The following is an 18,031-nucleotide window of genomic DNA, read 5'->3' as shown; positions in this document are numbered from 1 at the left end:
GTTACCCCTGCGCAGCCTCTAGAAGCGACTTGGTATACGGGTGCTGTGGGGCGGACCATACTCCGCGTTCGATCAGCTCACCATGGTGGATGACAGTCAGACTGGAACACACTTGCTTGACCACACCCAGATCATGCGAGATGAACACCAGCGTTAGGCCGTAGCTTTCAACGAGCTTCCCAAGCAGCTCGAGGACCTGGGCGCGCACGGAGACGTCGAGGGCGGAGACCGCTTCGTCGGCGAGGAGGATGTCCGGGTTGCCGATGACCGCGCGGGCAATCGAGATGCGCTGGCGCTGGCCGCCGGAGAACTCGTGGGGGAAGCGGTCCAAGGCATCCTCGTCGATGCCGACCTCCGCCAAGATTTTCGCAATCTCGGCACGCGTGACCTGTGTGGGCGAGCCCTCAGCCACGATCTTCCAGATCGGCATGCGCGGATTGAGGGAACCTTGCGGGTCCTGGAATACCATCTGCACGCGGCCTTCCACCTTCACGGACCCGGAGGTCGGCTGCTCAAGGCCGGTGATGAGCTTGAGCAACGTCGTCTTACCGGAGCCGGAGCTGCCGACGACGCCGATGCGCTCGCCCTTGCGTACTTCGAGGGAGACGTCGGAAAGCGCAGTAGTGGAGCCGTAAGCCTTGGTGACGTGGTCGAGGGAAATGACAACCTCGCCGAGCTTCGGCTCAGTGGCGGCCGGCTTGGACTGGGAGGCCGCGATGAGGTGCTTGGTGTACGGGTGCTGGGGGTTGTCCAGCGCCGCGCCGGATTCGACGATCTGGCCGTCCTGCATGACCAACGTCTCAGGGCACATGCGGCGGATGACGCGTAGGTCATGGCTGATGAACAGCAGCGCGGTGTTGTGACGCTGGGTCAGTTCCATGATGAGGTCCAGGATGCCGTCTTGCGTGGTGGCATCGAGGGCCGTGGTGGGCTCGTCGCAGATGAGCAGCTTGGGGTTGCGGGCCATGGCCATGGCAATCATTACGCGCTGGCGCTGGCCGCCGGAAAGCTCGTGCGGGAAACGCGAGGCAAGGGCCGGATCGAGGCCTACCTCGTTGAGCGCCTCAGCAGACGCGCCGGCGTAGCGCAGCTGCTTGCTCACGCGCATGAGCGGATCAAGCGCGCTCATCGGCTCCTGGAAGACCATCGCCATGTCGGCGCCGCGCAGCTTGCGCACCTGGCGGTCGCGCAGGCCCACGAGCTCGCGTCCGCCAAGCTCGATGGAACCCTCAGCGTGGAGGTTCTTTGGCAGTAAGCCCATGATGGACAGCGCGGTTAGGGACTTGCCGGAGCCGGACTCACCGATAATGCCGAGGCTCTCGCCGGCATCCAAGGAAAAGTTCAAAGGGCCGACGAGCGTTTTATCGCCGTTATGGATGCGAAGGTCGGTGACGGTAATCATCGCTTGCCTCCTTTCAGGCGGGGATCGAGGATGTCGCGCAGGGCGTCGCCAAGCAGGTTAAAGCCCAGCACCGTGGCGGCGATGGCAAGGCCCGGCCAGAAGGCCTGCATGGGATGGCTGGCCAGCAGGGACTGGGAATCTTGCAGCATGCGGCCCCACGACGCGGTGGGCGGGGTGGTGCCGAGACCCAGGTAGGAAAGGCCGGCCTCGGCGAGGATCGCGAGTGCGAAGTAGACGGAGGACTGCACGATGATAAGCGGGGCGATGTTAGGCAGGATATGGCGCACCGCGATGGTGGGCGCTGGAACTTTGGACACGCGCGCCGAGGCGATGAAGTCCTGCGTGACCACCTGCAGGGTGCCAGAGCGTGCCACGCGGGCGAAGGAAGGGATTCCCGCGATGCCGATGGCGATCATGGCCGAAATCGTCGACGGACCCCATACCGCGCCGGCGATGATGGCCAGCAGCAAGGCAGGGAAAGCCAGCAGCAGATCGGAGCCACGCATGATGAGGGAGTCGAGGATGCTATTGCGGCGCATGCCCGCCACCACACCGAGCGGAACGCCGACGAGCGCGGCAATGCCGACGGCGATGACGCCCACGAAGAGCGTGATGCGTGCGCCGACCATCAGGCGTGAGGCGATGTCGCGACCAAAGCGATCGGCGCCGAGGAGATGCTCAGCGGAGCTGCCCGCCAGCAAATCGGGCGAGGCGATGTTCGGGGCATAAGGCGTCCAGAAAAGGGAGACCGCCGCGAGGAGGGCGGTGATACCGACGAGAACGAAACCCAACTTCTTCATCGCTTCTCCTTCAAACGCGGATCGATTACGCGGTAGGCCAAGTCGGTGGCCAAGTTGATGGCCAATGTGAAAAAGACCAACAGCATAACCAGGGTCTGCACGGTGGTGAGATCGCGGTTGGACACGGCGTCGAGAAGCATGCTGCCCAGGCCCGGAATGACGAAGACGGACTCGATGACCACCGCACCCACAATCAGCGTGGTCAGCTGCAGGCCCGTGACCGTGAGCACCGGCAGGGCCGCATTGCGCAGGCCGTGGCGGCGCAGCGCCTCCGCGTGGGATAGACCCAGCGCGCGGGCGGTGCGGATGTAATCCTGGTCCATCACATCCACGATGGAGGAGCGCACGTAGCGGGTGAGCATCGCACCCTGCACCAAGGCCAGGGAGATCACTGGCATGATGAGGCGGGCGATAAAGCCACCGAAGTCCTGGTCCGGCGGAATCCAGCCATTGGCCGGCAGCCAACCCAGCCGCACCGCGAAGAAGGCCACCATGATGATGCCCACGAGGAAGCTTGGGATCGCGATGCCAATCTGGGTCAGTGCCGAGACGAACGTGTTGCCCGTGCGCGCCAGCCACATGCCAATCGGCACGGCGCCGGCGAGGGCCAAGAGGATCGCCAGCCCCACCAAGATCAGCGAGACCTGCGCGCGGTCAACCACCAGCGGAGTGATGTCCTGTTGGGAGGCCAGGGAGGTGCCGAAGTTGCCGCTGAGCAGGCCGCCGACCCAATCGAAGTACTGCGTCAAAAGCGGGCGGTCGAGGCCCAAGGCGGTGGTCAGCTCGGCGACGGCGTCGTCAGTGGCGTTAACGCCCAGTGCCACGCGCGCCGGGTTGCCCGGGACTGCGCGCATGAGCAGGAAGATGGCGATGGAGGCGGCGAACAAGGTCACCACGAACTTGGTGAGAGCCTTGAGATAGGTCACGGTGCCTCCTTGAGATCTGCCAGCTCGATGGCGTCGGTTACCTGGTTCGGGTTCAGGCCCTCGATGCCATCGCGGTAGAGGACGATGTTGGGCATGTTCATCAGCGTCAGCGCACCGGCATCGGCCATGATTTGGTTCACGGCCTTTTCCATGCCCGCGGCGTATTTGCTCTCCGGGGCGGAATCCGCAGCGGAAAGCAGGTCGCGGGTCTTCTGCGAGTCATAGCCCAGGTAATAGTCCGGGTTGCCGAAGAGCGTCGGAATATCGCGCGGCTCCACGTGGGAGACCAGGGACATTTGGTAATCCTTCGCGCCCATGACTTGGCCCAGCCAGACGGCGGGGAACTCGGCGGATTCGAGGGTGACGTCGAAGCCGACCTCAGTTAGCTGCGAGTATAAAAGCTCAGAGACGCGTTGGGCATAGGGCAGGGTCGGCGCGGTAATCGTGATGTGCGCGCCCTCGGCGCCGGCTTCTTGCAAAAGCTCTTTCGCGCGCTGCGGGGAGTAAGGGTAATAGTCCTTCTCGTTGAACCATGGGTCGGTAGGAGGTACGGGCGCGCCGCCGGTGTCCTTGGCCAGGCCGTCCCACAGAATCTGATTCGCGGCCTTGCGGTCGACGGCATAGGCCACGGCGCGGCGCACGCGTGGGTCGTCGAAAGGCGCGGCGTTGTTGTTCATGGAAAGCAGCACCTCGCCGTTGGTGGTGCCCACGGCGGTGCGGATTCCCTCGCCCAAGTTATCGAGCAGCTCTGGGGTCTGCATCGCCCAAACCACGTCGACGCCGCCGGACTTTAGGGAATTGACCGAAGAGATTGCATCGGGGAAGTACTGGATGGTCACCTGCTCTTTTGGCACCTTGCCCCAGTAATTCTGGTGCGGGCGCAGGGAGATGTATTCACCGGGCGCAAATCCGGCAAGCTCAAAGGGGCCCGTACCCACGGGCTGGGTGGCTAAATCCATGGCGTTTGGCGTCATCATCGCACCGATTGCCGTGCCCATGGACCACAGCCAGCTATTCGAGTGTTTCTTCAGCTTTACCTGCAGCGTGTATTTGTCCAGCGCCTTGGCGCTTTCTACTACCTCCATCTGCTTGGAGATGCCGTTGGTCCACTTTTCCTTCACGTTGTTGATGGAATAAGCAGCGGTCTCGGCGGTGAATTCGTCGCCGTTGCTAAATTGCACACCATGGCGCAGGTGGAAGGTATAGGTGGTGTCTTTTGCATCCCAGCTTTCGGCGAGGCCTGGCACAATCTCGTCGCCTTCGATGCGTACGAGGGTTTCGTAGACGTTGCTCATGAGTGCGGCGGGGATGGCAGCTCCACCGACGTTGGTGAAATCGAGAGAGGTAGCAGCGCCGGTTGCGGCAATGGTCAGCGAATCACTGGCGGTGGGTTTGACCGCCGTGTGTCCGGCTGAGCACGCGCTTAGCGACGCCCCGAGAACCAGCGCGCTCGCTGCACGCGCTAGGTGTACTTTCTTCATGTAAGCAGGTTAAGCGTTTCGGCTCGGTTAAGCGAATGTCCCTCGGGGGGAGGGTTAGTCAGTAAGGATGACCTCAAGTGGGGAAGTAGTGCCGCGGACGTTGGTAATGCCGACCTTCATGCGATCCGCGCGCAGGAGATTGGTGGTGTACTCCACGGGGCGGCCAGCGTGATCGGAAAGCTCAATGTGGATGCGCCACAGCGGAGTGCCAGGCTCGCAGCTAAGGGCTGCTGCGTCCTCTTCGGAGGCGCAGGTAAGAGTCAGCTCGCGGTGCGCGTTATCGAATTCGACGCCTTGGGCCATCAGATGATTGTGGATGGAGCCGGAATCGGCATCGAAGTCCAAAATGTGCTTGCCCACGTGCAGCGGGAAATACATACGCTCGATGGCAACCGGCTCGCCGTCGATGCTGCGGATGCGGTGTACAAACACCACCTGTTCGTCCTCGCTGATGCGCAGGTAGCTTGCCGCCTCCTTGGGGGCAGGGCGGCGGGCGGTCCACAGGGTCTTTTGCCCAACGTTGTATCCGCGGCCGCTCAGCCAGTTGGTGATGGAGCAGATCGCGTCGAAGTTCTCCGCGGTGAAGCTGCCTAACACCACGGAGCGACGTCCGCGGCCGGAGCTTACTAAGCCTTCGGCGCGCAGGCTCGCAATGGCCTGGCGCACTGGGCCGCGGGAGGAGTTGAACTTCTCGCACAGTTCCGCCTCGCTGGGAAGAAAGTCACCCGCCTTGATGCTCTCGTCCTTAATGAGGCCGCGTAGATAGTCCGCGATCTTCTTGTGCTGCTGCACCCCGCGTGCTGGCATGCCTCCTCCTTATGTAGCGAAAAATAGTGGAAGCCAAATAGTGGAAATACTAATCAAGTTCAATCGAGCGTCTTAATCGCTCGAGCCTAGAATATGCACAAGTTTTTGGGGGGTGTTTGGCGGGGGTATTTCTAGCCGAGTTCCCATGCATCCGCGAGCAGGTTCATGTTCTGCAGGAGGTTGTCATGACCGGTGGATTGAAGCGAGATCATCAGCTCGTCAGCTTGGGCTAGCTCCTGGAAGTCTGTGAGGTAGTCGCGTACGTGGTCGGTGGTACCCACGGCGCTGTATCTCATCATGCCGAGAATCTGGGCTCCCTGGTGGGAGTTCTTGATCTGCTCGACTTGCTGATCCGTTAGATACTTGCCGCGGCCAGCGAAGGCCTTGACGCGGTTGAAGCACACCTTTTCATACTCGGCGTCGGCAGCCTCCTTGGTATCGGCGGCGGTGACATTGACGCCTGCGATGACATAGGGCTCGCTGAGCGCCTCGGAGGGCTGGAAGTTATTGCGGTAATAGGCCGTGGCCTGGCGCAGGTGCGTGGGCGCGAAGTGGGAGGCGAAGGCATAGGGCAGGCCGTACTTGGCGGCCAGCGACGCGCCGAACATGGAAGAGCCCAAGATGTACAGCGGCACGTGGGTGTTTACGCCGGGGATGGCCTGCACGCCGGGGACCAAGGACTTGCCGGAGAAGTAGCCCTGCAGCTCTTTAACGTCCTCGGGGAAGCGCTCTGCTGCGTGGGCGTCGCGGCGCAGTGCGCGACCCAGGGTGTGCATGTCTGTGCCGGGCGCGCGGCCCAGGCCGAGATCGATGCGGTTGGGGTAGAGCTCGGCCAAGGTGCCGAATTGCTCGGCCACTACGTAGGGGGCGTGGTTGGGCAGCATCACGCCGCCAGCGCCAAGACGGATGGTGTTGGTCTTGGCGCCGATGTGGGAAATGAGCACCGCGGGCGACGAGGAAGTGATCGTCGGCATGTTGTGGTGCTCGGTGTACCAGATGCGGGAGTAGCCGGCCTTCTCTGCAACTTGTGCAAGCTCGACGGAGCGGGCCATCGATTCTGCGGCGGTCTCGCCTTCGTAGATGGTGCAGAAGTCAAGCAGGGAAAGCTTTGCGCGGTTGGTCACTAATAGTCCTTAAGTTGCAGGTTGAAGTTGCAGGTTGGAAAGTGCTCTTATTTCCAACGCTACGCCCGGACTATTTATTTCGCTGTGCGAGGTCGATGCCCATGCCGATGAGGGCTGCAATCGCGGTCGGCGCGAACCAGCCCAGGCCCACGGCCTGGCCCGGTGAGATGTCCAGCAGCGGCTGGATGCCTGCGAGCCAGCCCTGGCCCGCCAGGACGGACAGCGCAGACCAGATGACCGAGGTCCACAGCGCGAGCAGGAACGCCCAGCGGAAGCGCACGGCATTCTTGACCACTGGCTGCAGCAGCGTCAGCGCAATCAGGGTGATGGCTGGCGGGTACAGGAAGGTGATGAATGGAACTGCGATGGCCAGGACGGTCTCCAAGCCCTGGAAAGCAAAGGCGATGGACAGCAGGGTAAAGAGCACGGCCCAGAAATGGTAGGTGGTCTTTGGAACCAGCTGCACGAAGAACTCAGAGGTGGCGACGATAAGTCCGACCGCGGTGGTCATGCACGCCAGGATGACGATGGCGGAGAAGACTGCCTGGCCGATGCCGCCCATGGTGGAATTCGCGGCGTCGGCAAGCAGGGTAGCGCCGGATTCATAGCTCTGACCGTTCGGGATGGTCTGGCCGATCCAGCCCAGGCCGAGGTAGATGGCTGCCAGCAGGCCGCCGGCAATAACGGCTGCGGTGATGGTGCCGGAAACCACCGGCTTGCCTTCCTTGAAGCCCTTGGACTTCAGGGAGGTGACGATGACGATGGAAAAGGCCAGGCCAGCGATGGCGTCCATGGTGTTATAGCCTTCGAAGAGGCCGGTGACCATGGCGGAAGAAGTGTAGTCCTCCGAAGGGGTGGCCGGGACGCGTTCGGCGCCGAAGGAGGCCAGGGTGATCAGGACGAAGAGCAAGATGACCAGCGCAGGGGTCAGGAACTTGCCCAGGGTGTCGATGATGCTATTCGGCTTCCACGACAAGACGAGCGCCACGAGGAAGAAGATGATGTTGTAGGTGACGTTGGCGCCGAAGCCTTCCCAGCCGAACAGCGGGGTGATGGCGGTTTCCATGGAAACTGCGCCGGTGCGTGGCAGGGCGTAGAAAGCGCCGATGGCCAGGTAGGCCATGGCGGAGAATACGATGCCGAAGAATTTGCCGCCGTGGTTTCCGATGTCGCGCACGGATTGGCCGGAGATGGACACAGCGACGACCGCCAGGACCGGCAGCAGCACGCCGGCTGCCAAAAAGCCCAGGATGGCCGGCCAGAAGTTGGTGCCGGAGGCTACGCCGACCATGGGTGGGAAGATAAGGTTGCCGGCGCCGAAGAACATCGAAAAGAGCATCAGCGAGGCCACCACGATGGTGGTGACGGAGCCGCCCTTTTTGCCGGTCGGAGTCGCAGGTGTTTGTGTTTGTGTTGTCATATCTTCCCTCTGGTTTCCCACTATTTGGGATAACTGTCTCATAACACGTTATACGGTGGAGGGAAGTCTGGCAAATTTCTAATTGCTATTAGAAAACCTTCTCCAAACGGTCGAGTGCTTCTTCCAAGATCTCGCGAGAAGTCGCGAAATTCAAACGAGCATGGTGGCTGCCGCCGGTGCCAAAGGTCTCGCCCTCGTTGAGGGCCACCTTGGCGTTCTCGCGCAGCCACTTCGCGGGCTGGGGGCTATCACCAATCGCGGTGTCCCGGAAATCGAGCCAAAGCAGGTAAGTTGCCTGCGGAACGGTGGTTTTCAGCCCCGGTATGTGCTTTGGCAGCTCCTCGACGAGCCAATCGCGGGTCTGCCGTAGATACTCAATCTCCTGGTTTAGGAACTCATAGTCGCGGTAGGCGGCCTCGGCTGCTAGCACGCCTAAAGTTCCGGTGCCGTCCTTGGCCACGCCGCTCAAGCTATTCCAGGTGGCAACGTCGCCAGCGTTAGAGAAAATGATCTGCGCGCACTTTAGCCCCGCAATATTCCACGCCTTGGACGTAGCGGTCACGGTGATGGTGCGCCGTGCGCCGGCCTCGCCCAAGGAAGCGACCGGAATGTGCTTGCCCTCGTAGACCAGAGGAGCGTGGATCTCGTCAGCGAGGATGCGCGCGTCATATTTCTCCGCCAGCGCTACCAACTTAGTGAGATAGTCTTCCTCAAAGACGGTGCCCAGTGGGTTGAAGGGATTGGCCAGCAAGATGGAGCCAGCACCTTGCTGGAAGGCGCGCTCGATGTCTGCAAGATCGAGAGTGGTCTCAATCTTTTCGCGGCCGGCGGCTTCTGGCAATTCCAAAAGCGGCGGGTAGGAAGGAACCGGAACCACCACTGGGGAATCGGGCCGCGTGAAGTAGTTCAGCGCCAAGAAAAGGCCCCGGACTACATCGCCGATCCAGAAAATCTGCCGCGGGTTGGGGCGCCAGCCGTAGCGCGTCCCATAAAAGTCAGCCACGGCGTCATTAAGCCCGGCCGACTTCGGCGAGGGGGTGTAGCCAAAGGCCTCGGCATCCACGGCGCGCTGGATTGCATCCTTGACCGCAGGAGAAGTTTCAAAATCGGACTCTGCAATCCACAGCGGCAGTACGTCATCGCCGTACACCGTCCACTTCCGGGTGCCGCGGGCTTGTAACTTTTCTAGTGATGGAAACTGCATAAGCCCCACACTAGCGCGGGGCAAAAGCAGGCAACAGGTTTATTATTCTTCCGTCTCAGCGGCGGTGTTTTCGACGAATCCGTAGCGCTTCAAACGCTCACGGTCTGCACGCGAGCTGGACTGGGTAAGGCGCAGCAGCTCGGCATAGATGCCGCCGGACTGGGACAACTGCGCCGGCGAACCAATCTCATCAATGCGGCCTTTATCCAGGGTGATGATGGTATCCACGTCGGCGATGGTGGACAGGCGGTGGGCGATGATCAGCGTGGTGCGATTCTTCATCAGCTCATCCAGGCCTGCTTGCACGGCGCGCTCGGCCTTGGTATCCAGCGCGGAGGTGGCCTCGTCCAGGACCAAGATCGGCGCGTCCTTGAGCATCGCCCGCGCCACGGCAACGCGCTGTTTCTGTCCGCCTGAAAGCTTTAGGCCGCGCTCGCCAATGACGGTGTCGTAGCCCTGCGGGAAAGCCTCGATGAAGTCGTGAGCATTGGCGCGCTTGGCGACGTCGATTATCTCCTGCTCGCTCGCACCGGGCTTGCCGTAGGCGATGTTTTCGCGGATGGTGCCCGAGAACAGATAGGACTCCTGGAAGACCACGCCGACAGAGGCGCGCAGGCACGCGGCCTTGAGTTCGTCGACGTCGTGGCCCAGCACGCTAAGGCGGCCGGCGGTGGGGTGGTAGAGGCCGAGCAGCAGATTGACCAGCGTGGACTTGCCACCGCCAGATTCGCCGACCAAAGCCACCTTGTGGCCTTCCTCGGCAGCAAAGGTGATTTCTTCGACCACGGGCTTGTCTTCTTCATAGGAAAAGGACACGTCCTGGAAAGCAAAGACCGGCTTGCCCGGCGTCGGCTCCAAAGGCTGAACCGGTTTGAGGTCAAGCACCGGGGCGTCGGAAGCCGTGGTGGCCTCGATGAGGCCCTTGTTCGCCGTCGGCTCGAAGTTTTCCTCCATGACCTTGAAATAGTCCTTGGAACCGGCGATGGCGCGCTGGGCCGTGTCCACAATCCAGCTCATCATGAACACCGGCTGCTTGGCCAGGTTGACCAGCTGCAAGATCATGACCATATCGCCGATGCTGAAATGGCCATGGAGGGTGCGCCAGAACACGATGGCGTAGATGCCCAGGAAGATGAGGGACATGGCCACGCCGCGCAGGGTATCCATGGAGTGCCACCAACGCGACTGCGGCTTGGTGGTATCGACGATGCGGCGGTAGAGCTTGCCAAAGCTATCTAGCTCGCGCACCTCCGCCACGAAGGACTTGGTCACCTTAACCTGGCCGATGACCTCAGCAAAGCGGCCATTGGCCTGGTCCACATCGGCATTCTTTTTCCCCTCGTATTTTTGCCAACGCGTCGAGGTCATGGCGGTAAGCCACATGTACAGCGGAAACAGCAGCGCGAGCAGGATGGCCAGCGGCCAGTAGTAAATGCCCATGATGACCAACACCGCGATGGCCTGAATCAGCATGGTGAAGAAGTTGTTGGAGAAGGACTGCACAAACTGCGTGATATTGGAGATCGAGCGATCCAGCCGGGCGATGATGGTGCCGGTGACCTGATTGTCGTAGTAGGCCTGCGGCACGGAAAGCAGCTTGGCAAAGTAGCGAGTGGACAGGATCTGACGCAGGCGCGCCACCATGACGTCGCCGATATAGCCGCCGACGTTTTTAATCAGGTTGCCCAGGGCGTCGGCAGCAAACAATGCGATGACGAGCCACATGACGGTGCGCAGGGCGCTTTCGGCCGGGGTGTCGCCCTGCAAGGACTCAACGATGGCGTCGGTTGCCTCGCGGACTAAGAAGGGCGAGATGAGCGAGAGCACCGCGGTCACCGTGGCGGTGGCAAGCACTCCCAAATAAAAAGGCCACAGCGCAGAAGCACTGCGAGTAATGCGCAAGATGGAATTCATAAAGCTAGCTAGCGCCTCTCAATTCTGAGGTAGGGGTGAGAAGGATTCGAGAAGGGACAGTATGCCACCTGTACGGCAATAAACACTGACTAGGTTAAGGTATTAAAGAAAAGTTTTGATCCGTCCCAAAAGCAAAAGGAATTCGCGGTGAATAGGTCTCTGAAGTTGATTGCTGCTGTGGCAGCAATCGGTACCCTTGCCTCCGGTTGTGCCATCCTGCAGCCAGAGGAAACCGGATTGGGCGAAGACATCGTGGTTTCTAGCTCGGAAGAGCCGCCTTATGAGCCCAAAGATGTAGACAACAAGGAGATCGCCTCCGACTTGGGCGCCAAGGTCAAAGACGATGGCCTGAACGTCGAGTGGGATCTGCAGGGCGTATATAGCGACTCCGTGCAGGGATCCGTGGTGACCATCAAGCTGCACAACCTCAATGACCAGGCCCTGCCTGTTGATGCTTTCGAGGAGCCCGTCCTCGAGCGCGCTGACGGCAATGGCGGTTGGTCCAAGATTGAGCTTTTGCCTTATGACCCAGAGGCCAACGCCGACGTAGCCGCGCCGGGCCTGGACCTGCCTCTGGGCGCGGGTGCTTCGACGAACCTGCAGTACCGCTTCAACGTCACCCCGGGCAACCTCTGGAATGCCCGCTTTAGCATCGGCAATGTCACCTACGTGGGAGACCTCAACCTATGACAGAACTCGTAGTCCTCGCCGGCCCCGACGGACTACCTGCCGGAACAGCTGATAAAGCGGCCGTTCACACCACGGATACCCCGCTGCACTTCGCGTTTTCTGCGTGGGTTATAGCAGGCGGCAAGGTGCTTGTGACCCGCCGCGCGCTGGCAAAGCAGACCTGGCCTGGCGTATGGACCAATTCTTTTTGTGGCCATCCAGCGCCGGGGGAGGACAACGTCTCGGCGGTGCTGCGTCGGGCGCACTTCGAGCTGGGCATCCACGCGGAGGCGGACCAGGTGCGCGAGGTTCTACCAGACTTTTCTTATCGGGCCGTTGATTCCTCCGGCATCGTCGAGCATGAGATCTGCCCGGTCTTCGTCTTGGAGCTCCCGGAGGATGTGCAGCTGCACCCGAATCCTGATGAGGTGGATTCCATCGCGTGGGCAGCACCCGCCGCGCTTATCGACGCCGCGGATTCCGCCCCGTTTGCTTTTAGCCCCTGGATGGTTGAGGAAATTGCAGAGGTCCCGCTGCGCGAGGCCATTTCTGCGCTATAGCAGCCCGCCGGCGCGGGTGTCCTCGCTGAAAGCGGCGGCCACGTAATCGAGGCTGGCGTAAGCAACTCGCTGCTTGCCGCTATCCATCTCGTATTCCCAGATGGCGTGGTCGGGGCGATACTCCGGGAAACCGGTCTCGCCGGTGCAGGTAAATTCTTGCAGCCAGCGGTTGAGTCTTTTCGTGGAGTCGTTGTTGTGCACGCCGAAGAGATAGCGCAGCTCGGCGCAGTGGAGTGCCGGGCCATCGGCGCGGGTGAATTCGATCATCCAGGTAGGGCCAGGGGCGTCGGCGCCTGCTTGTGTCACCCAGCGGCGAATATTGCCATCGCCAATCATGCGGCCCAGCGGGCGGGTTTCGTCCAAATAGTTGGCCACCTGCATCCAGGTATCTACCGAGTTGCGTGGGAAGCCGAACTTGGGCGCGAGATAGCGCGCGATAAGCCTGCGGAACGGGCTGGCGTCGGCCTTCTGTGCGGAGGCTACGTCGTAGAACTCATCGCGGGTAGAGCCGAGCACCAGCGGGATGTCGGCGAGCTCGCGGGCGTCGAAAGGCGCGGGGCCCAATGCCATGCCGTACTTGTACTTCTTTGCAAACTTGCGGTAGCCCGCCTCCAGCTTTTCTTGTGGCAGGCTCTCTAGCGAGCCGCGGGTAATCGCGGTGCCCATGGCCTGGCGCAGCGTGGCCTTGCGCTCCTCGAAGGGCTGCAACGGGAAGGCCGGGGAAAGCGCGACAACGCGGCGGAAAGCGCCACGGTAGTGGTCGCGGCGCATCAGCCACAACGCGGTGGTGGCGCCGGCTGATTGGCCGATGAGCGTGACGTTAGTGGGGTCGCCGCCGAAGGACTCGATGTTGCGCTGGATCCATTCGAGCGCCAGCTGGCAATCATCGATGCCGCGGAAGCGGAAGGCCTCGTCGTCGCGGAAGCTCGCAAAGCCTGGCAGCCCCACTCGGTAGCCCACCTGCACCTGCACGATTCCGGCCTGCGCGTTGGCGGTGCCTTCGGCGCGTGGATCCTCGTGGGTGCCATGCTCGTAGCGCCCGCCGTGGATGTAGACCAACACTGGGGCATCCGTGGTCTCGGCAGGCGCGGTGATAGTCAGCGCAACCGCCTCCGGACGGGGAACACGTGCGTCCTGGTTGCGAGGTGTCTGAAGCGGCCGCGCATCGGCGAAGTCGCTGGGTATCTCCGAATAGTCCACGGAGTGGAAGTAATTGACCGTATCAGTGGTGTATCCGGTGATCGTGCCTGCCGGGCAAGTGACGTGAACTGGCGTGTTAGTCATACGGGCTAGAGTACTCGGCTAAAATCCCGCTTTATGGAATGGTGGACAAATTTGACCGGTGCTCTATCGCAGGCGATGGTGCAGGCGCCGGTGTGGCTGCAAATGCCGGTGCTCATCGCGGTGGCGGTGCCGCTGCTTGCGCTCGCAGCCTGGGCATTGATGTTCGCCATCGACTTCACGGCCCGCCACCTGAAGTGGCCGAAGAAGACTTCCACTTCCGCCACCCGCTAAGCTTGGAAACCATGTCAACGCCCGAAGATCCGCGCGAAGGCCTCTGGGATCCCGAACGCAATCAAACTCCCGCACCCCGCAAGCGCGCCCTGCCAAAGTCACGCGTCAGCCTGACGCTGTGGACGATGATCGCGCTCGTCGTTGTGGTGGCAATCATCGGCCTGTTTATTTAATCGTCTTATTTAATCGCCGCGGCGGGCGCTAGCGCGTGCCATTTTCTGGAAGAACTCGTTGCTTTCCAAGTCCTCAATGAGCACGGGCGTGCCCGTTGAATCACACAACGGCACGCACCAGTTGGGGTAGAGATCCTTCGTGGTGCCGGGCTGGTTCTGCGCGCGAACGTCGCCCACCATGTCCACCAGGCTCGTACTTGTTAGCGCCGAAGGCGTGCCGGCGATGTAGCGGTGCAAAGCCAAGACAACCTCTTCCTCTGGCTCGCGCCGCGGCAGCAGCCCGGTGCGCTCCACCTCATTCAGAAGCCGTGCCTGCCACTTGCGGTCATCTGCTACTTCCTCGGCCACGGAGCGGGTGAGCACGCCCAGCCGTGCACGCAGCGCGATATGCTCGCCGCGCAGATAAGCCAGGGTCGGCGGAAGATCATGCGTGCCCACGGAGGCAAGCGCCAAGCGGCGATATGCGTGCTGCGGCAAGGGCGACTCGTTATCCTCGGCGCGCTCGAACCACACGATGGAAGTTCCCAGCACCCCGGTCTCTGCCAGCACATGCTGAATCCACGGCTCGAGAGTGCCCAAGTCCTCGCCCACGAGCACCGCTCCAGCTCGTTGGGCCTCTAGCGCGAGAATGCCGAGCATGGCCTCGTGGTCGTAATAGACATAGGTGCCGTTCTGCGGCGACGTCATGCGCGGAATCCAAAACAGGCGGAACAACCCCAAGATGTGGTCCACCCGCACGCCGCCCGAGTGACGCAGGATGGTCTGCAACATCTCTCGCCACGGCCTATAGCCCGACTCCGCCAGGCGCACCGGGTGCCACGGCGGCTGGGACCAGTCCTGGCCCTGCTGGTTGTAATCATCAGGCGGGGCACCCACGGAACTCTGCGGCGCGAGGTACTCGGCGAGGTTCACCGCGTCCGCGCCACCCGGGTGCACGCCCACGGCTAGGTCGGTGACCAACCCGATGCGCATGCCCGCCTCCTTGGCGCGACGCTGCGCGGCAGCCAACTGCTCGTCGCACAAGAACTGCAGCCAGGCATAAAAACGCGCGAGTTCGCCGGCCTCTTCCTCCACCGCGTGACGCTGGCCCGTGCGCAGCGAAAGCTCTTGCTCGGCACACCAGCGCGCGAAGTCCTGTAGGCCTTTTCCTTCTGCCTGCTGGAATTCCAAGAACTTATTTTGGCGCTCAGCAGAAAATTCCTGGTTATAGAGCTCTCTTAATACCTGGAGCTTGGCTTCGTAGATGCAATCGCGCTCAATTTCAGCGGCACTGCGGTTGCGCTCGCGGAACTCGGCAGCGAGCTCGTGGACGTCGTCAAGCAGCTCCGGGGAAAGCTGCTGCAGCTCCGGAATGGACTCGATGTTGAGGTAGAGCGGATTGATAAAACGCCGCGTGGTGGGAAGATACGGCGAATCCTCCACAGGCGGCACCGGCTCGGCGGCATGCAGGGGATTAATCAGCAGAAAATCGGCGAAAGGCGCCACGGTCTGCGCCAGGCGCCCCAAATCCTGGAAGTCGCCGATGCCCCAGGAATTTTCCGAGCGCACCGAATACAGCTGCGCCATCACGCCTGCGGCAGGGCGCTCTAAGTACGGGTCAGCAGTGTTAAGGCGTGCCGGGGTGATGATCAGCGGGCATGAATGCGCGCCTATGCCCGGCGAGGACATTTGGATTTCGTGAAAGCCCAGCGGCAGATCACCCGGAATGTGGAAGGTGGCCTCGCCCCAGTGGGTACCGGCGACGTCGGCAGGCGGGGCGTTGTTTTCGTCCTGATAGACCTGGCGGAGCTGCCCATCTTCGAGCTCTACCTGGATATCCACCGGCTGGCCCGCATGCACGTGCACTAGGAATTGCTTCTCGACGCCCTCTTTGGCCACCACGCACGGCGGCAACGGGCGCGATGCCCGCTCTAAGTAATCCTCGTAGAGCAGGTGTGTCAGGCGCTCCTCGCTCGCGCGGTCTTCCACCGCCACGCCCAATGCGCGCAGGGTATAGGCGATTGTTTCATCCGTTACATAAATGGGGTAGCCGGATTGGGAGGAGTACTTAGCGGCAACGCCATGGCGCTGGGCGAGTTCTTCGAGCAGTTCACGCGTAGTCACATGCCACATTCTGCCACGGCTTTAGGTCACACGTCGGGGTATCGGTTGATAGAGTGGGCTGGAGTTATATAGATGTGCGAAAGGATATCCAGTGACTATGCAAGAAGCGCACACTCCTGCGAAGTTTGAAATCGAAGACGGTGAAACCTGTCTAACCCGCATGATGGCCACGGCGAAGGCGCGCCCACACGGCGTGATGTTTACCCGCCCGGCCAGTTATGAGTGGGTTAACGTCACTGCCAAGCAGTTCGTCGAAGAGGTCTACGCAGTTGCAAAGGGCCTTATCGCCGCTGGCGTGGAGCAGGGCGATCGCGTGGTCTTGCTATCAAACACCCGCTACGAGTGGTCGCTTCTGGATTTCGCTATCTGGGCTGCCGGCGCAGCTTCGGTGCCCATCTACCCATCCTCCTCGCTGCCCCAGGTGCAGTGGATCGTGGAGGACTCCGGCGCGGTGCTGGCAATTACTGAATCGCGCGAGCACTCCGAGCTGGTTGCGCACCTGAAGCTGCAGGATGACGGCAAGCCGGCGCTGAAGAATTCGCCTTCACAGCTGCGCCGCATCCTGGAGATCAACTCCTCGGCCATCGATACCTTGATGTTTGAGGGCCGCGAGCTTTCCGACGACGTCGTTGACGCCCGCATCGCTGCCACCAAGACCGATGACCTTGCGTCTTTGGTCTATACCTCCGGTACCACCGGCCGCCCGAAGGGCTGCATCCTGACCCACCGTAACTGGCTGGCGGAGACTTTGGGCCTGCTGACCAACCCGATTGGCGGCATTGCCGTGCCGGGCAACCACGTGTTGACCTTCCTCCCGCTGGCCCATGTGCTGGCGCGTGCAGTATCCCTGGCCGTTGCCATGAGCGGTGCTTCGCAGAATCACTGGTCTGACTTCAGCACCATCACCATCGAGTTCCAGCGATCCCGCCCGAACCTGATTCTGGGCGTGCCGCGCGTATTCGAAAAGGTGCGCAACGGTGCGGCTGCCAAGGCCAAGGAGGGCGGCCCAATTAAGGCGGGCATCTTCCGCGAGGCCGAGAAAGTGGCCATTGAGTATTCCCGCGCGCTGGATACCCCGGAGGGGCCGGACCGCTTCCTGCGTGCAAAACGCCAGCTCTTTGACCGTTTGGTCTACTCGACCATCCGCAATGCCATGGGCGGCGAGGTGCGATACTGCATCACCGGTGGCTCCGCGATGAGCCATGACCTTCTGCACTGGTTCCGCGGCATCGGCGTGACCGTCTACGAAGGCTACGGCCTTACCGAGGTTGCGGCAGCTGCAGCCGTGAACTTTGAGGATCTGAAGATCGGCACCGTTGGCCCGCCACTGGAGGGCACCACCATCCGTGTCAACGAAGACGGCGAAATCTTGATCAAGGGCGACATCGTCTTCAAGGGCTACTGGAACAACCCGGAGGCCACCGAGGATGCGCTGGAAGATGGCTGGTACAACACCGGCGACTTGGGCGAAATCATGGATTCCGGCCACGTTGTCATCACCGGCCGCAAGAAGGACCTCATCGTTACCGCAGGCGGCAAGAACGTCTCTCCAGGGCCGATGGAGGACATGCTGCGTGCACACCCGCTTATTTCCCAGGCGATGGTCGTGGGTGACGGCAAGCCATTCATCGGTGTGCTGCTGACCCTGGATGAGGACCAGCTCAAGCGATGGAAGGCTGACCACAATATCCCGGCCAACCGTTCCATGCGCGAGGTGTCTACCGACGCCACGCTGCGTGCGGAAATCCAGGACGCTATCAACCAGGTCAACACCACTGTCTCCCATGCGGAGGCTATTAAGAAGTTCTACATTCTGGAATCTGACCTGACTGAGGAAGACAACGAGCTGACCCCAACGATGAAGGTCAAGCGCTATGTTGTGGCACAGCGCTACGCTAACGCGATTGACCACATCTACTCGAAGAAGCAGTAG

Annotated in this window: 16 protein-coding genes; 5 read left to right on the top strand and 11 right to left on the bottom strand. The window is 61.5% G+C overall.

Annotated elements, in window-relative coordinates; translation table 11 throughout:
• Position 1: 1 nt before the first annotated feature.
• The 9 genes from HMPREF2935_RS05750 to HMPREF2935_RS05710 all read right to left on the bottom strand — a co-directional run bounded on the left by HMPREF2935_RS05750 (position 2) and on the right by HMPREF2935_RS05710 (position 11,078).
• The gene (locus tag HMPREF2935_RS05750) at positions 2-1,402 is read right to left on the bottom strand and encodes an ATP-binding cassette domain-containing protein (RefSeq protein ID WP_062037901.1); all 1,401 of its coding nucleotides are present in this window, start codon (positions 1,400-1,402) and stop codon (positions 2-4) included.
• On the bottom strand, positions 1,399-2,202 hold the full coding sequence (locus HMPREF2935_RS05745) for an ABC transporter permease (protein ID WP_062037904.1): 804 nt from the start codon (positions 2,200-2,202) through the stop codon (positions 1,399-1,401). The genes HMPREF2935_RS05750 and HMPREF2935_RS05745 overlap by 4 nt, the downstream gene beginning before the upstream one ends.
• Complete coding sequence (locus HMPREF2935_RS05740; RefSeq protein ID WP_201057377.1) at positions 2,199-3,128, bottom strand: ABC transporter permease; 930 nt, start codon at positions 3,126-3,128, stop codon at positions 2,199-2,201. The genes HMPREF2935_RS05745 and HMPREF2935_RS05740 overlap by 4 nt, the downstream gene beginning before the upstream one ends.
• Positions 3,125-4,609 (bottom strand): ABC transporter substrate-binding protein, encoded by a 1,485-nt coding sequence (locus HMPREF2935_RS05735; protein WP_062037907.1) that lies wholly within the window; start codon positions 4,607-4,609, stop codon positions 3,125-3,127. The genes HMPREF2935_RS05740 and HMPREF2935_RS05735 overlap by 4 nt, the downstream gene beginning before the upstream one ends.
• Positions 4,610-4,663: 54 nt before the next feature.
• Positions 4,664-5,416, bottom strand: a complete 753-nt coding sequence (locus HMPREF2935_RS05730; protein ID WP_070732353.1) for a GntR family transcriptional regulator — start codon at positions 5,414-5,416, stop codon at positions 4,664-4,666.
• Between the two features lie 131 nt (positions 5,417-5,547).
• Positions 5,548-6,540 (bottom strand): LLM class flavin-dependent oxidoreductase, encoded by a 993-nt coding sequence (locus tag HMPREF2935_RS05725; protein ID WP_070732351.1) that lies wholly within the window; start codon positions 6,538-6,540, stop codon positions 5,548-5,550.
• A gap of 70 nt (positions 6,541-6,610) precedes the next feature.
• The gene (brnQ, locus tag HMPREF2935_RS05720; protein WP_070732349.1) at positions 6,611-7,960 is read right to left on the bottom strand and encodes a branched-chain amino acid transport system II carrier protein; all 1,350 of its coding nucleotides are present in this window, start codon (positions 7,958-7,960) and stop codon (positions 6,611-6,613) included.
• Between the two features lie 88 nt (positions 7,961-8,048).
• Entirely contained in the window at positions 8,049-9,164 is a 1,116-nt protein-coding gene (locus HMPREF2935_RS05715) for a MalY/PatB family protein (RefSeq protein ID WP_070732347.1), read from the bottom strand.
• Positions 9,165-9,206: 42 nt separating this feature from the next.
• Complete coding sequence (locus HMPREF2935_RS05710; protein WP_061925777.1) at positions 9,207-11,078, bottom strand: ABC transporter ATP-binding protein; 1,872 nt, start codon at positions 11,076-11,078, stop codon at positions 9,207-9,209.
• A 147-nt stretch (positions 11,079-11,225) separates the two neighbouring features.
• On the opposite strand from HMPREF2935_RS05710, the gene HMPREF2935_RS05705 reads away from it, so the two are divergent.
• Positions 11,226-11,768 carry a hypothetical protein gene (locus HMPREF2935_RS05705; protein WP_070732345.1) on the top strand — a complete coding sequence of 181 codons (543 nt, stop codon included), beginning with the start codon at positions 11,226-11,228 and terminating at the stop codon, positions 11,766-11,768.
• Positions 11,765-12,307 (top strand): isopentenyl-diphosphate Delta-isomerase, encoded by a 543-nt coding sequence (idi, locus tag HMPREF2935_RS05700; RefSeq protein ID WP_061925785.1) that lies wholly within the window; start codon positions 11,765-11,767, stop codon positions 12,305-12,307. The genes HMPREF2935_RS05705 and idi overlap by 4 nt, the downstream gene beginning before the upstream one ends.
• Here the strand turns inward: idi and HMPREF2935_RS05695 are convergent.
• A complete protein-coding gene (locus HMPREF2935_RS05695) occupies positions 12,302-13,591 on the bottom strand; it encodes a carboxylesterase family protein (protein ID WP_070732343.1) in 1,290 nt (429 codons plus the stop codon). The two genes, idi and HMPREF2935_RS05695, sit on opposite strands and share 6 nt — an antisense overlap.
• Before the next feature lie 33 nt (positions 13,592-13,624).
• On the opposite strand from HMPREF2935_RS05695, the gene HMPREF2935_RS05690 reads away from it, so the two are divergent.
• Both HMPREF2935_RS05690 and HMPREF2935_RS13185 read left to right on the top strand, forming a co-directional pair.
• A complete protein-coding gene (locus HMPREF2935_RS05690) occupies positions 13,625-13,822 on the top strand; it encodes a hypothetical protein (protein ID WP_070732341.1) in 198 nt (65 codons plus the stop codon).
• Between the two features lie 11 nt (positions 13,823-13,833).
• Positions 13,834-13,995: a hypothetical protein gene (locus HMPREF2935_RS13185; RefSeq protein WP_162839579.1), complete on the top strand. Its 162-nt coding sequence runs from the start codon at positions 13,834-13,836 to the stop codon at positions 13,993-13,995.
• A gap of 9 nt (positions 13,996-14,004) precedes the next feature.
• Here HMPREF2935_RS13185 and malQ read toward each other — a convergent pair whose 3' ends face one another.
• The gene (malQ, locus tag HMPREF2935_RS05685) at positions 14,005-16,098 is read right to left on the bottom strand and encodes a 4-alpha-glucanotransferase (protein WP_061925793.1); all 2,094 of its coding nucleotides are present in this window, start codon (positions 16,096-16,098) and stop codon (positions 14,005-14,007) included.
• Between the two features lie 97 nt (positions 16,099-16,195).
• On the opposite strand from malQ, the gene HMPREF2935_RS05680 reads away from it, so the two are divergent.
• Positions 16,196-18,031, top strand: a complete 1,836-nt coding sequence (locus tag HMPREF2935_RS05680) for an AMP-dependent synthetase/ligase (protein ID WP_070732339.1) — start codon at positions 16,196-16,198, stop codon at positions 18,029-18,031.

This window comes from Corynebacterium sp. HMSC076D02 (assembly GCF_001813815.1).
In the GTDB taxonomy this organism is placed as follows: Bacteria; Actinomycetota; Actinomycetes; order Mycobacteriales; family Mycobacteriaceae; genus Corynebacterium; species Corynebacterium simulans.
The sequence above is the reverse complement of the archived record's forward strand: the minus strand, read 5'-3'. Positions and strand labels throughout refer to the sequence as shown.

Excerpts from the sequence above, each read along its gene's own strand:
- HMPREF2935_RS13185 (WP_162839579.1), top strand. The coding sequence starts at position 13,834 with ATGTCAACGCCCGAAGATCCGCGCGAAGGCCTCTGGGATCCCGAACGC.
- HMPREF2935_RS05735 (WP_062037907.1), bottom strand. The coding sequence starts at position 4,609 with ATGAAGAAAGTACACCTAGCGCGTGCAGCGAGCGCGCTGGTTCTCGGG.
- HMPREF2935_RS05745 (WP_062037904.1), bottom strand. The coding sequence starts at position 2,202 with ATGAAGAAGTTGGGTTTCGTTCTCGTCGGTATCACCGCCCTCCTCGCG.
- HMPREF2935_RS05750 (WP_062037901.1), bottom strand. The coding sequence starts at position 1,402 with ATGATTACCGTCACCGACCTTCGCATCCATAACGGCGATAAAACGCTC.
- HMPREF2935_RS05710 (WP_061925777.1), bottom strand. The coding sequence starts at position 11,078 with ATGAATTCCATCTTGCGCATTACTCGCAGTGCTTCTGCGCTGTGGCCT.
- HMPREF2935_RS05715 (WP_070732347.1), bottom strand. The coding sequence starts at position 9,164 with ATGCAGTTTCCATCACTAGAAAAGTTACAAGCCCGCGGCACCCGGAAG.
- HMPREF2935_RS05680 (WP_070732339.1), top strand. The coding sequence starts at position 16,196 with ATGCAAGAAGCGCACACTCCTGCGAAGTTTGAAATCGAAGACGGTGAA.
- HMPREF2935_RS05690 (WP_070732341.1), top strand. The coding sequence starts at position 13,625 with ATGGAATGGTGGACAAATTTGACCGGTGCTCTATCGCAGGCGATGGTG.
- brnQ (WP_070732349.1), bottom strand. The coding sequence starts at position 7,960 with ATGACAACACAAACACAAACACCTGCGACTCCGACCGGCAAAAAGGGC.
- idi (WP_061925785.1), top strand. The coding sequence starts at position 11,765 with ATGACAGAACTCGTAGTCCTCGCCGGCCCCGACGGACTACCTGCCGGA.
- HMPREF2935_RS05695 (WP_070732343.1), bottom strand. The coding sequence starts at position 13,591 with ATGACTAACACGCCAGTTCACGTCACTTGCCCGGCAGGCACGATCACC.
- HMPREF2935_RS05730 (WP_070732353.1), bottom strand. The coding sequence starts at position 5,416 with ATGCCAGCACGCGGGGTGCAGCAGCACAAGAAGATCGCGGACTATCTA.